The organism is Rhodopirellula islandica (assembly GCF_001027925.1).
Taxonomy (GTDB): Bacteria; Planctomycetota; Planctomycetia; order Pirellulales; family Pirellulaceae; genus Rhodopirellula; species Rhodopirellula islandica.
This window is the reverse complement of record NZ_LECT01000029.1, coordinates 70,361-85,867: the sequence shown is the minus strand read 5'-3', so window position 1 is coordinate 85,867 and position 15,507 is coordinate 70,361. Positions and strand designations below refer to the sequence as shown.

Genomic DNA, 15,507 nt, shown 5'->3' with positions numbered 1-15,507 from the left:
ATCCCCCTCTTCTTATCTCACGGTTCGTCATCCCCATGTCTCTGCCGAACGCTCACCTGCGGCCGTTCCCGGTCGTTCTTCTGCTTCTGTTGGCCTTCGCAGCAAACGCCAGGGCGGATCGCCCTGAATGGACGGATTCCCGACTGCAGGGCACCCCCGAGCCGCCGCTGCCGATGAAGGTCGAACGCGTTCACCCAAAACTGAGCCTTCAATCGCCAATCACCGCAATGGATTTGCCGGGCACCGAGCGGCGGTTGGTGCTGCAAGTGAACGGGCATGTGTCCACATTCGACAATCGAGACGATGTCGAGGCCATGGACCTGGCATTGGACATCAACGAAGTCAACCAGACGAAGAACCCCGACGAACTGTTCGCCGCTGCCCGAGACCTGACGCTGCATCCCAATTTTGAAAGCAACGGCTACCTGTATGTCGTGTGGTCAATCCGCCCGCATGACGTGGAAGGCGGCACCCGCGTCTCGCGATTCCAAATGGAGTTGCCAAGCAAACGAGAGATCGCAAATGCAGGGAGCAGCGACTCACCAGATCTTGCTCTACCGCGGATCGATCCGGATTCGCGATTGGATTTGTTGTCCTATCCCTCGGGAGATCACATTGGGGCGTCGTTGAACTTTGGACCCGACGGGTTTCTCTACATCACCACCGGCGACGGTTCTCTGCCGTTTCCCCCGGATGTCAATAAAACGGCACAGAACATCGGCGACCTTCGCGGCAGTGTGCTGCGGATTGATGTGAATCAAACCAGCCAAGCAGCGGACGGAACGAAGTTGCCCTATCGCATCCCTGATGACAACCCGTTCGTCGATGTCGAGGGAGCACGCAGGGAGATCTACGCGATCGGATTGCGCAATGGTTTCCGCGCCGCGTTTGATCCTGCGACCGATGATCTGTGGGTGGCCGATGTGGGCTGGGAAAAATGCGAGATGGTGCACCGGATTGTCCCGGGTGGAAATCATGGTTGGAGTCTGTACGAAGGTCCCCATCCGGTGGATCTGGAACAAACCCCGGGCCCCGGAACCGTGATCCTGCCCGAGGTCGTGTTCCCTCGCAGTGAATCGCAGTCGATCACGGGAGGCGTGTTTGTTCCGCCGGCCGCCTTTGATTCAAGCGATAACTTGGCGCTGTCGGAACAGTACCTCTGCGGGTGCTTCATGAACGGCAACGTGTGGTCGATCGACACGCAGTCGAAATCCAAGACCGGCCAGCCACCGGTGCCGCGAAAGATTGCCAGCACCGGTTTGAAAATCATTGATTTCTTTGTCAGCGAGCAGGGGCCGATCCCGGAAGTGCTGCTGGTGGACTACGCCGGTGGGTTGTATCGGTTGGTTGTCAATGAATCAGTGGATGATTCCCTGGCCTTCCCACAACATCTCAGCGAAACCGGGTTGTTTGCTGACACAACCAGCTTGGTTCCAAACCCAGGTGTGGTTGCCTACCAACCGGTCGCAACCATGTTTCGCGATGGCATTCGGACGCTTCGAGTTTTCGGTGTCCCCAGCCAAGAGCCGATCAATCCGGTCCGAAACCGCTACCTGCCCGGGACCGTGTTTGCGAACACGTTGGTCCGCGACGTTTTGGATTCGAAGGGCACTCCGAAGACGATTCGCTTGGAAACCCAAGTCCTGTCGTATGATGGTTTGAACTGGAACCCAACCACGTTTGCCTGGAACGAAGCACAAACCGACGCGACGTTGGTTCCTGCGATGGGAGCCACGAAGAAGTTTCGCGTGGACGACCCGATCTGGGGACCGCGTGATTGGGAACACCGCTTCTATCCTCGCGATGTTTGCATCACCTGTCACAACGTCGCCAACCCGGGGGCCGCGTCGCTGGTGCCGGAGAATTTGCGGGACGCGACCGGTCCAGGATCTTGGTCGGAGCTCGCCGAAGCAGGTCACTTGGTTGCTGCCAAAGTGAAAGCGGGCCACGAGATGGTGGATCCGGCTGACGAAGACCAGTCACTTGAACAACGGGCTCGCTCGTATCTGCATTCCAACTGCGCGCATTGCCATCGCCCCGCCGGCGGCGCGACATCGAAAATGGATCTGAGACACATCAAACCGTTGAAGCAAACTGCCTTGATCAATGTGCCTGCGGTCCAGGGTGATTTTGGTTTGGGAGCCGACACGCTTGTGGTTGATCCTGGGCACCCCGAACGATCGGCCTTGGTTTACCGGGTTGCAACCGGTGGTCCGGGCAAGATGCCTCGCGTGGGATGCTCCGCGGTGGACTTGGAAGGTGCAAAGTTGCTGTGGGATTGGGTGGAATCGATGTCGCCCCATCAGGAGGTGAAAGCAGTTGCCGTTTCAGATGAAGAGACCAACCAGACATTGCAGGCAATGTTGTTGTGGCAGAAGCTTTCGCGGGTGTCACCCGAGAAGGCGAAGGACGTTGTCGCAGACGTGTTGAACCAGGCAGCGTTTTCTCATTCGCCGGTGGTGCTAGGACTGCTGCAACCTTGGATCGATCCCAGCCAACGAACGTTGTTGGTGGGCGATTCACCTGACGCGGACGCGTTGTTGGCATTGGAGGGAAACGCTCAACGAGGTTTGCAGTGGTTCTATGAATCCGCTGCGTCCCAGTGTCGGCAATGCCACCGCATCGGCGGTCTTGGCAAAGAGCTCGGGCCGTCGCTGGCGGGAATCAGCAAGCGTCGAACGCGCGCTGAAATCTTGCGAGGAATCATTGACCCGAGTGCGAAGATCGAACCTGAATGGCAGAGTCACACGTTGTTGACCGTCGACGGCGATTTGGTCGCCGGCCGAATCCTTCGTGAAGACAATGACGTCGTCGTTGTCCAGCAAGCCGATGGAACTCAAACGACGCTGCACTCCGAGGACATCGAAGTCAGAAAGCCCAACCAACAATCCTTGATGCCGGCCGGATTGCTATCTGCAATGACTCCGCAGGAGGTCGCGGACCTGCTCGAATTTCTGATGCAAACCAACGAAGCCGGCGAGTTGCCGGTTGCGGATTGATGCGTTGAGTGAAACCGTTGTAGGAGTTGGGGGTGTCCCTCGCTCGCGCTTCCGGTGGTGAGGGATGGTCTGCCTGAGAGAGTCGAGGTCGCGCAGTTTTATAGTGCTGTGCTTGCACTGCCTTGAGAACCCCGCCCGTGCAGCGGGAGGGGTCGGAAAGCGAGCGTTCAGCGAGATTTCCGGGGGAGGGCAGTGCGCGCCGCTTCCCATGCTCGGCCCCCTCCCTCGCGTACGCCTGAACGGCGTCGCTCGACCTCCCCCCAAACTTCGTTTCGGGAGAGGTTCTCAAATGCCGAAACCCGCCAAAATGCGGCCTCGATAAACTGCACGACCTCAGTCGAACAGGGGGATCGTTGTCGGCGGGGTGGTTAGAAAATGCAGTGCGTCGTGACCGTGTCTGGCGATGGTGATGGGAACTGGTCGACGGAACAAAGGAGGACGATCGTTCTGCACTCGTGCAGGTGCTTCTGTTGATGTGTCGACAGCGTTTGCGTTGCTCAGAACATTCCGCCGCCTCCTCCTCCGCCCATTCCACCGCCGATTGCTTGGATTCTATTCTTCTGTTGCTGCTCAAATTCTTCGTCGGATAGACGGGGGTCCTCACCGGTGTGCGTTTCGCGAAGCGCAAGCATCAGGTCTTCGATCTCTTTGTGGAGATCGTCGGTTGTACTGACAAGCAAAGCGGGACGGCCTTCTCGCGAATGGTTGACGGAGCTGATGGTGGAGTAGCCTCCGAGTGCTTCCCAAGCATCGGGCTGGATGGTCGAGGTGATCATCTCAATCGTTCCAGGGTCGCCTCCGCGTGGCAGACCGGTGCCTTCGAGGAAGTACAACCGCTGTCGAAGTCTCTCGCCGCCCGCTTCCTGGGTGGTGATCTGCAAGACCTCATCCTTGTATTGATAGGTGAGCCCCATGGGGTGAAGCATCAAGCGTAGAAAAGAACGGCAAGAAATGGACTGGACCGAAAGATTTACCGGGGTGTCGTTTGTGAGACCGATTTCTTCCAGGGTGAGCTTGTCAATCAGGATGGGGAAATTGAGGTCTTCGGAAATCACTCGAACAGCATCCTCCAGCGGTGTCTCCAGAAAGTTGTAGGAAACTTCTTTGCCCATGACTTCATCGATTGTCTTGGCTTGTTCGGGCGTCACATCCAACCAGCGGTCCGTCGAAATTCCTCTCCGAGCCAACATGGTCATGTCGGTGGTGATCAACAGGCCATCGTCATCAACAACCGCTTTCAATCCCGCAGGTTCCAACGCTTTCCGCAGCAAGGTGCGAAGCGGTTGATCGCCTTGGGAATCAAATTGGACGTGCACGCTGTCCATGTCGACTTCCCCGAGTGTCATTCCCTGACTGTCGAGCAGGACGGGAATGTGAATCGACCTTTGCAAGGTTTCAGGAAGCGAGCGAATGTTCGATTCCAATGACAGTGTCGTTGGCTGATCCAACGTTTCTGCCACTCGCTTCGCAACTTGGCTGGCTGCCTTTGGCGGTTCAGGTGGCGTTGGTGGAGTGGCTGGGGGATATGGAGTGGCGGGTGCAGGGGAAACAACTGGAAGTTGCGCGGGAATGCCGGATGGTGCCGATCCTTGAGGAGGTGCGTTTGGAACAGGGGGATTTGGGTTGCCGGCGACGGTGCCCTGCGCGAATTGTGCGAGCACCGGCGGCGAGTCTTCGTCCGCGGTAGCGAAGGTCAGGACGCTGGCGGTGCGTCCCGTTTCGTCATCGCCTGCGGGGACCGCGAACGCGACCAGCAAAGCCAATCCGACGGCGGCGGTGGATCCAAGAATGGTGACGACAGGCATGGTGGCGATTCCTTGTGTCAGATGAGATTCAAGAGCCGAGAAGTTGGAAGTCGAGGTGGATCCGGTCCAATTGGAATTGCCAACGTCTGCGCCGGGGGGCGAGTCAGAATTGCAGGAGGATCCCGTGGTGGGCGGACGAGTCAGTTCGAACGCGGACTGCGCGGCCATCGTCTCGGAAACGCTCCAGGCTTGCGCCGCGGCCCATGCGGCCATCGGGACGACGCCTCGCAGTCGAAGCTGTCGGGCGAGGCGTTGCTTGCCGCGCGCGATCCAGCCACGCACGGAACCTTCCGTCGTGCCCATTCGCTTGGCGGTATCAGTGACCGAGACACCTTGCTGAAGGTGCAGCACAATCGCGGAGCGGTACTTTTCAGGCAGTTCCGAGAGTTCTTCGTCCAACACGATGGCTTGGTGACGAAGTGTCAGTCGTTCCAGCGGGTCGATGGGCGTCGAGGGAACGTCAGACAAATCCTGATGAGCGCGTTCGGGTGACATCATGGTCGCGATGCTGGCACGTTGGGCGACTCGGTGCAGCCATCCGGCCAACCGCTCGGGGTGTCGGATCTTTTTCGCGGATTGGGCGAGGTACAAGAATGTGGTTTGCATGGCGTCGTCGGCGTCGGTCCGATCGTGGCAGCGTCGGATGCAAACGCTGAGAACCATTTGGGCGTAACGCCGGACCAAGGTGTCGAGCGCTTCCAGGCAATCGTCCGTGACCCAGGCGTCGAGCAGATCCGCGTCGGTCGGATGGAGGTCATCCCAACGGGCTGCGGTGGCATTGTCCGCGGGACGATCGCATGAATGAACCGGTCGGACATCGGGTTCGATTGGCGGAGGCAGTGGTTCCGCTGCTTCAATGGTGGAGTTCCCGCTGGGCATCGTGATCCCGTTCCTTTCCGACTGAGAAGCAAGGCAGCGGCGTCTCAGGGTGAGCCGAGGTGCCGCGGCGAACACGCTGGGAAGCGGATTTCGCCACTCCTGATCATCGCGTGTTCAGGAAGACAGTGGGGGCTGAAGCCCACACGGCGCGCGAAAAATGTGAATTTCGCTAGAAAACAACTGTTGTCGCTCGGGGCGGCGCTTGAATCAGTGCCGCATTTGGTAGTGGACGAGGCAACGAGTCCCTTGCGTGGGGAAGGACTCGTTGCCTCGTCCACTACGGTTCACACGCTCGACGAAGGACGCGTCCAAAAACGTCGGCAATCAATTCGACGTCCCTCGCGACTTGGCGCTGCATGTCTACCATCCCAACCTTGGGTTGAAACCAAAGGCTTTTGAATGGCGTCGCTTCGCGACTGTTTTCGCAAGCTTGCTTGGCTACCCAACGATGTCGTGGGTCAGCCGGCCTCGTTCGTGACACAGCGATGCGAGACGATCGGCATGAGCTTGCGTCAGGGCTTGCGGGGACAATCGCCACGCCCAATTGCCGCTGGCCACACCCGGCATGTTCATGCGGGCTTCGTTGCCCAAGCCCAAGACGTCTTGGATCGGAACGATCGCGATTTCAGCGTCGGACGAGATCACGGCGTCGATCAATTGCCAGTTCACGTCGACGTCGCTGGTCACGACTTCGTCGAGCGGGTCGGGGCCGTTTTCTGGTGGTTTCCGCAAGTGATACCAGCCCATCACGGTGTCGTTGTCATGGGTGCCTGTGTAGGCCACGCATGATTCGGGGTAGGTCGATGGTCGATGGAAGTCATCTTCCATGCTGGCGAATCCGAACTGCAAAACTCGCATGCCGGGAAAACCGAGTTCCTTCCGCAGTTCATGAACCGCCTCGGTGATCATCCCCAAGTCTTCCGCGATGAAGGGGAGTTCACCCAGTTCTTTGGCGGCGGCGTGAAACGGTTTGGCACCGGGACCCGTTCGCCACTGACCTTCGATCGCGGTTGCCGCCCCGTGGGGAATTTCCCAGTACGCTTCAAAGCCGCGGAAGTGGTCGACGCGTAAGAGATCGAATTGTTCCAACGCGCGACGGAAGCGAGCGGTCCACCACGCGTAGTTGGTCTTCTCGAGTGCATCCCAGTCGTATTGTGGGTTGCCCCACAGTTGTCCGGTTTCGCTGAAGTAATCCGGTGGCACACCCGCGACGAATTTGGGGGTGCCGTCATCGTTGAGTGCGAACATGTCTTGGTTGCCCCAGACGTCGGCGCTCTCGTAAGCGACGAAGATAGGCATGTCGCCACACAGTTGAACTTGTCGCTCGTTCGCGTACGCCTTCAAGCGGTTCCATTGCCGATCGAACAAGAATTGTTGGAACCGCGAGTAGTCGATCTCGCGAGCCATTTCCTGACGGACTTGTCCAAGCGCATCGGGCTCGCGGTGGCTGATCGGATCAGGCCACTTCGACCAATGCGACTCTTGGTATTTGTTCAACAGGACTTCGAACAGGGAGAACTCGTCGAGCCACCAATTGTTGGTGTCCAAAAAAAGTTCAAACGCGATTTTTAACTCGCGGGGCGGATTGGCGAGGAAACGTTCGTACGCCAGTTTGAGTCGCGGGTGTTTGAACTTGCCTGCCGCGTCGTAGTCCACAAAGGTTGGGTCGCCGGCAGCGAAACCTTCCAAGTCAGATGCTTCCAACAAACCTTCGTCGACCAACGCTTCCAAGCTGATCAACAACGCGTTGCCCCCAAAGGCGGAGTACGCACTGTAGGGCGAGTTGCCATAAGCAGGCGGACTGAGCGGCAGAATCTGCCAGATCGATTGGCCAGCCGCATGCAAGAAATCAACCATCTCGTACGCCGCAGCACCTAAGTCACCGATGCCCAGTTCCGATGGCAAACTGGTGATGTGACAAAGGATGCCGGAGGATCGCGGGAAACGCATGCGTGAGATCTGGTTGGCGATAGTCGGTCGTTTCAGTCAGACGTTGCACCGTTGCAGGGCAACTTCCGCACCACTTTGGAAAAGACTACCGGACTTCGGTCAAACCGCCAATTGGACCAACTCTCTTGCCGATTGTGCCCCATTTACCGCAATGGCTTTGGCTTCCAATTGCTCGTCGACCAAGTGGTAGTGCACGTCACGCTGGCGAGGGATGAACCCGAGTTCCTCAATCGCTTCGCGAATTTGCTGCAACGACAGATAGTGCACCGTTCCAGCCTCGGCAACGACGTTTTCTTCGATCATCAGGCTGCCCATGTCATTGGCACCAAACATCAACGCCATTTGCCCAATCTTCAAACCTTGCGTGACCCAACTGCTTTGAATGTTGGGGATGTTGTCGAGGAACAATCGCGAGACGGCCAACATTTTTAAATATTCGAACGAACCAGTCGGTCGAACATCGGACATCTCGGTGTTGTCAGGTTGGAAAGTCCAACAAATGAACGCGGTGAAGCCACCCGTTTCATCTTGGAGGCTTCGCAAGCGATCAAGGTGTTCGATTCGCTCAGCGAGGGTTTCGACATGCCCGAACATCATGGTGCTGGAACTGATGCCGCCGAGTTCATGCCAGACACGCATGACATTCAACCAATCGTCCGTCATGACTTTGCCCCGCGTGATCTCGTTGCGAACGCGATCGGTCAGAATCTCGGCCCCGCCACCAGGCACACTTCCCAGTCCCGCGTCCTTCAGACGTGACAGGACATCGCGAAGTGGCAGGTTGTTGAGTTTGGTGAAGTGATGCAGTTCGGGCGGTGAGAACCCGTGGACGTTGACTTCGGGAAAGCGAGTTTTGATGTCCCGCAACATCTCCTCGTACCAATCGAGTTTGTACTTCGGATGCAGGCCGCCTTGCAGCAAGATTTGGTTGCCGCCCAGGTCAACGGTCTCTTGGATTTTCTTTAGCAAGACTTCCCGCGACAGCACGTACCCTTCATCGCTTTTGGGCCCTCGGTAGAACGCACAGAAATCACACACCGCGGTGCAAACGTTGGTGTAGTTGATGTTCCGATCGATGTTGTACGTGCGATAGGGCTCGGGATGCTTGGCTCGCGAAACCTTTTCGGCGGCGGCACCGAGGGCGGCCAAATCGTGACTCTGCAACAACGTCAGACCTTCGGCGGTTGTCAGCCGATCGCCAGCGACGGCTTTGGCGAGAATGTCGTGGACGGCAGATGAGTTGGCGGGTGCGTTCATCAATCTTGCAGAGGTGAAAGGAGAGTCTTGAAATTTCGAGTCGGAACCAATCCCAACCCGATGCGTGTGTGATCCAGCGAGCGACCGAGCGAGTGGTCTGTCACAGCTAAAAGTTACGGTTGATCGTAGTGGACGAGGCCACGAGGCCTTGGATTTTACGGCAGTTCAGGACTCGTGGCCTCGTCCACTCCCCTAAAAACAAGTCCTGACAGACCACTAGATCGATGCGGGGACCAGCCCCAAATGTTCGGCTTTTTCGCGAAAGGCTGCCAGCCCCAGTCGTTCGCCCTTGCCGAGTTGGAAGTGCAGGTTCTCGGCAAAGTAGCGATGCAGGTCTTCGATCGTCAGCCCGTGACCGCCAGCTTCTCGTTTGGCAATGGACTCGAATCGCTGCAATCCTTCGTCTCGCGACACGTTCAGTGCGGTTTCGATCTGCTCGCGAATCTTGGGATCGGCAACCGCGGATCGACGAGCCACCCACATCGCGAACACGAATGGCAGTTCCGTCCAGCGGCACCAGCGGTCGCCGAGGTCCCAGATCTCCTGGTACGTCGCCGGAGCCGGATGCATGGCTCGGTCGCCGATCATCAACAACGCGTCGGCGTCGATGTCGTCGGGCGAGGATCCGATGGGGAAGGGCACGGTTTGAGGGCGCAGCCCGTGCATTTCCGCCAGCAAGACTTGGGACATCGCAGCGCTGGTCCGGCTGCCTTCGTCCAACGCCAACGTTCGAATGTCCTGCATTGGAACGCGACTGAGCACCCGCACGCTCCATACCGGGCCACGGCAAGCAATCGCGGCATCGGAAATGATTTCGTAGTCGTCTCCGCCGCGAAAGTACTCGACGCTGGGGATCAGGGCGATGTCCAATTCACCGGCCGCCAGATCACGAGCCAGCCGAGAGGGCAGGTCCAACCGCAATTCACCGAGCTGTCCCAAATGCTCGGGCAACGTTTCGATCAATGGCTTCGTGTTCAGGTAAGAAACGGCGCCGAGGCGGAGCATGGTGGTGGCAGGGTTGGAGGAGCTCGTACGATGGCCTTCCAAGGCCGTCGATGTAACTTCGATGGTATTCCAGGGGCGTCGTCTCTAACTGCGACGGTCTGGGAAGACCATCGTACGATTGGCGTGGTTTGCTGGAAGGACTTGGCCTTGTGGTGATAACCGCGGCGAACGGAGGCCGGCAACCCGGTTCAGCTTCGGCCGCGGGTTTTTCGCCAAACTCGCATTTCGTTGGGGCCTTTGAAGAGCACCATCACGGCTCCGTAGGCAGCGTAGCGATGGAAAACGTACTCGTGGAAATCGTCTTCGCCCGGCCAGGGGTAACTGTAGATGATGCCAAAGTCGTCCACGTCCAACCCGATCGAAGCGTAAGCCGATTCGATGGAATGCCCCAGACTGGGGAGTGTCGGATCTTCCGCGAGCGTTTCGGATCCTTCGGGCAAGAAATTTCCCCGGACCAATTCGGGGGTCGGGCCGGCTCCAGGGATGGCTGCCAACGTTTCTTGCCAATCACTCAGTGTCGTCTCGCCTTGGCGGATCAATTCCGGTTCGGACTCGATCCCGATGGAATCCCAACCGACGGCGGCGGCCAACCAAGTGATGGCCGCAAAGCCACAGCCCCATTCCACGAACCGCGAATTGTTCAGCATCTGTGATTCAGCGACCCACCGCATGGTCTGATAAACGTGCAAGTAGTCGGCGGCCACGAACAGTTCGATTTGGGGCCGGTCCCAGCGATCCTGGAAGGCTTCGATGCGTTGTTTGGCACCGTGGACCATCGCGTGAATTTCCGTCGGAATTTCCGTTGTGTCCAAACCGGATGGCAATTCGATCGGTGTCAGCATGTCGGGCGGTCAAGCAGAAACGAGTCAGACGGGGGATGACGTCAGTACAGCATGCAGAATCCGAACAATCGGTTTCACAGCCAAGCGGGACGGCGAGGTTCTCCGGCGAACCCCGCGATTCGTCAAGCCCGGAGGAGCGAATCGACCTATCTGTTTCGATAAGGCACTCATTCAGCAACACGAAACAGCACCATGAATTTAACTTCCGTCGATGTCAGCCAGCCGACAGTCGGTTGGTTGGACGAAATGTGGGGGCAACTGGAAGTCTCCAGCCACGAGGAACAATCCAGGGAGGAGCAATCAACCGAGGAACAGTTGGCGGACCAATGCGGTCTGACTGACGAGTCAAAGTTGGCCTCGGTGTACGCTTCCCACTATTTACTTCCTTTGTTTGAACCGCCCGCCGGTTTGACAATCCCGGTGGATCATCGGCTGAAACGCTGCCTGCCAGCTGAGTTTTGTGAGCAGCACGAGATGGTGCCGTTGGCAGTCCAGGACCACAGCCTGGAAGTCGCGATTGCATCCCCCGCCGCGTTGTTGCTGGCCGACGACGTCCGGCGACTCAGTGGACTGCAAATGCGTCCCTTGTTCGCTCGCACCACCGTGGTCCGAAGTGCACGCCAAAAATTGTATGGCGTTCCACAACCGCCGGTGGTCGAAACCGAGGGGGCCAGCGATTCCGCGGCGGAGAATGTTCCTCGTGAGCGATCTCCTCAGCCGCCTCCCGTCTCAAAGAAGTCGCAGCCCAACGTGGTCGTTGCCTCGCCGATGAATCTGACCGCGTATGACCTCAAAGATGCCGAGCGATCCGCATGGCAGAGACAGCTGGTCGCGGAAAGTGGATTGACGATCTATTGCGGCCGAAAATCGCTCGACAAGAGTCCCCTGGCACGATTGTGGGGCGTGTGGTCCGCGCAAACACACGGTCAACCGGCGTGTCGCTGGAACCCGTTGCAGCGTGAATCGGAGGAATTGGATCCTTCGGTGGTCATCATTCCGGACCTCAACAATCGTACTTCTGCGGAAGTTTGTTTGCACGCCGTGCTGCAGGGGCAGCGGGTTTTCGCTGTGGTTCACGCCCGCGATCCGGTTTCTGCCATTTTGCGGCTGCGGGCTTGGGGACAAATTGGCCACTTGCTCGCCGAACAGATTAACCTGTTGATTCATCAGAACGGCCTCTCCCGATCGGAATGTCGCAGCATCGAAATCGATGACGTGCGTCGATCCGCGTTGGCGTCCGAAAATGACATGGGCCGATTGCAGAAACTTTTTCCTTCCACCGGCAACTTTCTATGTGGCCCCTGACCAACGGAAATCGATGCCTCGTCGGCCCGGAAGCGGAGTTGTTCCGCGGCACGGTGGCGATGATGGTGGATCAGTTGGTTGACGAGTTGAACCCGGCGGCCGAAGTGGAGCACAAGGTCGAGAGCGACCCGCAGTTCACAATTTCCGGGCCGATGGTCGGATTCGACCCGCCCCACTGGTACGAGATGTGGGAACCCGAGCAAAAGATTTGGTTGCTCGAACGGGTTGCCACGTCGCTGCTGACTTCCCGTCCGGCACCTGCGATGGCTGCGATGTTCGAAGCCACCGTGGAAGCGGTCTATGTCGAAACGGGCAACCTGATCGTGCTGGAGATCACCGAGGGACGACCGATCGAACCCGGGTCCTGGCGTCAGTCCTTGCTGGATGCCTACGTTCAACGCTGCCCCCGCGATAGTTTTCTGGAGGCAACTCATTTCGAAGCGACCACGTTGGATCCGTGTTTGCCCCGTGAGATCGAACAACAGATTCGCCAGCTCGAGCAGACGACCGCATCGGAAGGCGATCTGAATTCCAATTCGATCCAAGATCCCAACTCGATTCAAGGCTCGGTTGGGAAACGCAAAAGCGATTGGCTGACCTATTGGTCGACGGTGATCGAACGTTTGCTGGACGCAACCTACGGGCCTCGCGTTCATCACACCGCGGAAGCGTATCGAGATGGCGATCCAAAGCTATTGAAGCGATTCCTGCAATCCAAGGGCGTCAGCCCCAAGTTTCTGCAGCGAATCCCACCGCTTCGAACCAACCATCAAATTCAAAAAGCGGTCACGCGTCTGCAAGCGTTGTTGCTGGAAGATTGAACGCGGCATCGGCGGGGCGCGTACCGCCACGTCATTCGGTCGAGCCGGGGGAAGGTGTCAGCCACCTTCCCGTACGATGGGCTTCCAAGCCCTTCGATTCACAACAACTGGTAACCCGACGCGTCAGTTTTGAAGTTGCGCTTTTGCATTCGGTTTGGTTGGCCAACGGCCAACATCAACCCACACGTTTTGAATTGAATTTGGCCGTTGGCCAAAATGGAGCCGTGTTTTACTGCTCCAGGGGCGATGCCCCTGGCTATGTTGAAAAAGGCCGTTGGCCAACAACGGATAAAACGCAACATCAAAACGCGTCAGCGAGGCATCCCCCCCCTGAGCCTCGCGGCCCTTGATCCGGCGCCCGTTGGCGAACTAAGCCGAGACGGCTCGAGAGGGTTTGAAGGGGATGACCGAGGGTGTGTCGACGTCCATCACATTCAGTTTCCGAACATGGCGTAGGCGACGAACGGTCGGCATCGTTTCGGGGACCAGAGTGCGACGCATCATGTCCCACTGCTCGCGGCTCATTTCCACGCAGCTTTGCGTGAACCAGCCCACGGCTTCGCTGAACGATTCTTGTCGCAACACAAGCGGTTGCGACTGAACGCTGGTCAATTGCTCGCAGAACGGCCGACTGTCGTCGGCTCGTTCAGATGGCTCGACGCTTTCCTCCGAATGCAATTTCAGGCGTTCGGCGATTTCAATGAAGCGCGTCGCGACCACCAAGCGTTCATGCTCGGTCGCGCCGGGGATCACTGCGAGAATCGTTTCACTGGTGTGCACAGGTGAATTCCAAGGTCATTTCGTCAGAATCAGTTTGCCCTGGCGGGTCTTGCGAAGTCGGTAAATCTGGCCTTCGTTTTCGATCCAGATTTCACCACCGCAACGTGCCAAGGCCTCGAATCGGATGATTTTGGGCATCCCACCGGTCGACATCGTCGTTTCCGATGGAACCGATTCAACCGCCGGTTTCGCGACCGGAGCTCCCTCCACCACCGAACCCGATGGCATTTCTGCCAAGTTGGAATCGGTCGCCTGGGAAGGTTTTGAATCGGTCATGTGACCAATCTAAGTCGACGGGATTGTCGAGACAAGGCCTTATTGCGAATGATTTGCATTATAAGCAGGTGGCCGCTGAGTGTGAAAATCACTGGCCATTTGGAACACATTGCCCGCCCGCAGCAGACGAGTCTCTTCCATCACCGGGGCCTGAAGCTGCACGCCAACCGGCAATCCAGAGGCGTCGAAACCACCGGGCAACGAAATCGCGGGCACTCCCGCCAGGTTGGCTCCAACGGTGAACAAGTCACACAGGTACATCGCGATCGGGTCGTCGGTTTTCTCGTTCAATGCGAACGCGGGTGAAGGCGTCACCGGGCCGAGCATCAAGTCAACTTGCTGGAACGCGGCGTCGTAATCATTCCGGATCAGGCGCCGAACCTTGAGGGCTTGGTTGTAGTAAGCGTCGTAGTATCCCTCGCTGAGCGCGTAGGTCCCGACCATGATCCGACGTTTGACTTCGCTGCCGAATCCTCCAGCACGGCTGAGGGAATACATGGCCTCCAGCGGTCCGGAGTCGGCCGCGGCGATTTCGGCGTCGCTGACGCGGAACCCGTAATGAGCCCCGTCGAACCGCGAAAGATTGCTGCTGGCTTCGCAGGGTGCGATCACGTAATACGTCGGCACCCAGTACTTGCTGTGTGGCAGTTCAACTTCGACGATTTCGGCACCCTGTTCGCGAAACACTGATTCGGCGGTTGCGAGCGCGTCACGGACGGCGGGAGAAATGCCTTCTTGATCCAGCCCTTCTCGCAGCACGCCAATTCGCATGCCGCGAACATCTTCCGCCGCCATGGCTGGCGTGTAGTCAGGGACCTCGGCGTCGACGGAAGTGCTGTCGCGTGGGTCGTAACCCGCCATCGCTTGCAGTCCAATCGCCACGTCGTCAACCGACCATCCCATCGGACCGGCTTGGTCCAGGCTGCTGGCGAAGGCGACCAAACCGTACCGGCTGACTCGGCCGTAGGTGGGTTTCAATCCGGTGATGCCGCAAAACGCCGATGGTTGCCGGATCGATCCGCCGGTGTCAGTTCCAATGCTCAGGGGCACGACGCCAGCCGCGATTGCGGCGGCCGCTCCACCGCTGCTGCCACCGGGGGTTTTGGTGGTGTCCCAGGGGTTGCCGGTCACACCCATCGCACTGGTTTCAGTGCTGGCACCCATGGCGAATTCGTCCATGTTGGTTTTGCCAACAACGATCGCGCCCGCGTGTTTCAACCGAGCGACCACGGTTGCGTCGTAGGGCGGGGTGAAGTCCTTGAGCATCTTGGACGAGCATGTCGTCGGCATGTCGGACGTGCACAGAACGTCCTTGATCGCAACGGGAAGCCCTGCCAATGGACCGAGTGTTTTGCCAGCCTTGCGATCCGCGTCGACGGTCTCAGCGGCTTGCATTGCGGTTTCTTCCGCAACGTGGGCGAACGCGTTGATCGTTGGCTGAGTGGCTCGAATGGCCGCGAGTGATTGTTCAATGACCTCGACGGCGGTGACTTCGCCCGACTCGAGTTGTTTCAAAATTTGCGAGGCCGAATGCAACATGAACGAACCGTCTTGGTCGCGTGGAAAGGAGCTTGAATGGTTTGCGAAG

At 58.2% G+C, this 15,507-nt stretch carries 11 protein-coding genes; 3 read left to right on the top strand and 8 right to left on the bottom strand.

All coding sequences use genetic code 11. The features are described 5' to 3' along the window. The first annotated feature begins 35 nt into the window (after positions 1-35). Positions 36-2,999 carry a PQQ-dependent sugar dehydrogenase gene (locus tag RISK_RS15105; protein ID WP_047815145.1) on the top strand — a complete coding sequence of 988 codons (2,964 nt, stop codon included), beginning with the start codon at positions 36-38 and terminating at the stop codon, positions 2,997-2,999. 497 nt (positions 3,000-3,496) lie between these two features. Here RISK_RS15105 and RISK_RS15100 read toward each other — a convergent pair whose 3' ends face one another. From RISK_RS15100 to RISK_RS15080, 5 genes are all read right to left on the bottom strand, one after another. Next, positions 3,497-5,683 carry an RNA polymerase sigma factor gene (locus RISK_RS15100; RefSeq protein WP_047815144.1) on the bottom strand — a complete coding sequence of 729 codons (2,187 nt, stop codon included), beginning with the start codon at positions 5,681-5,683 and terminating at the stop codon, positions 3,497-3,499. A 438-nt stretch (positions 5,684-6,121) separates the two neighbouring features. After that, positions 6,122-7,633 (bottom strand): 4-alpha-glucanotransferase, encoded by a 1,512-nt coding sequence (gene malQ, locus RISK_RS15095; RefSeq protein ID WP_047815143.1) that lies wholly within the window; start codon positions 7,631-7,633, stop codon positions 6,122-6,124. 99 nt (positions 7,634-7,732) lie between these two features. Then, on the bottom strand, positions 7,733-8,890 hold the full coding sequence (gene mqnC / locus RISK_RS15090) for a cyclic dehypoxanthinyl futalosine synthase (RefSeq protein ID WP_047815142.1): 1,158 nt from the start codon (positions 8,888-8,890) through the stop codon (positions 7,733-7,735). A 216-nt stretch (positions 8,891-9,106) separates the two neighbouring features. Continuing rightward, positions 9,107-9,895: a menaquinone biosynthetic enzyme MqnA/MqnD family protein gene (locus RISK_RS15085; RefSeq protein ID WP_173442678.1), complete on the bottom strand. Its 789-nt coding sequence runs from the start codon at positions 9,893-9,895 to the stop codon at positions 9,107-9,109. 188 nt (positions 9,896-10,083) lie between these two features. Further along, on the bottom strand, positions 10,084-10,737 hold the full coding sequence (locus RISK_RS15080) for a hypothetical protein (protein ID WP_047815140.1): 654 nt from the start codon (positions 10,735-10,737) through the stop codon (positions 10,084-10,086). A 192-nt stretch (positions 10,738-10,929) separates the two neighbouring features. Between RISK_RS15080 and RISK_RS15075 the strand changes: the two genes are divergently transcribed. Further along, positions 10,930-12,042, top strand: a complete 1,113-nt coding sequence (locus RISK_RS15075) for an ATPase, T2SS/T4P/T4SS family (protein WP_047815139.1) — start codon at positions 10,930-10,932, stop codon at positions 12,040-12,042. Next, positions 12,030-12,863: a hypothetical protein gene (locus tag RISK_RS15070; protein WP_047815138.1), complete on the top strand. Its 834-nt coding sequence runs from the start codon at positions 12,030-12,032 to the stop codon at positions 12,861-12,863. Before RISK_RS15075 ends, RISK_RS15070 begins: the two co-directional genes overlap by 13 nt. A 369-nt stretch (positions 12,864-13,232) precedes the next feature. Here RISK_RS15070 and RISK_RS15065 read toward each other — a convergent pair whose 3' ends face one another. From RISK_RS15065 to gatA, 3 genes are read right to left on the bottom strand one after another with little or no spacing between them, the layout of a single operon-like run. Continuing rightward, complete coding sequence (locus RISK_RS15065) at positions 13,233-13,643, bottom strand: hypothetical protein (protein WP_047815137.1); 411 nt, start codon at positions 13,641-13,643, stop codon at positions 13,233-13,235. 15 nt (positions 13,644-13,658) lie between these two features. Next, entirely contained in the window at positions 13,659-13,919 is a 261-nt protein-coding gene (hemP, locus tag RISK_RS33085; RefSeq protein WP_047815136.1) for a hemin uptake protein HemP, read from the bottom strand. A gap of 39 nt (positions 13,920-13,958) precedes the next feature. Next, complete coding sequence (gatA, locus tag RISK_RS15055; RefSeq protein ID WP_047815135.1) at positions 13,959-15,458, bottom strand: Asp-tRNA(Asn)/Glu-tRNA(Gln) amidotransferase subunit GatA; 1,500 nt, start codon at positions 15,456-15,458, stop codon at positions 13,959-13,961. Between the last annotated feature and the right edge of the window lie 49 nt (positions 15,459-15,507).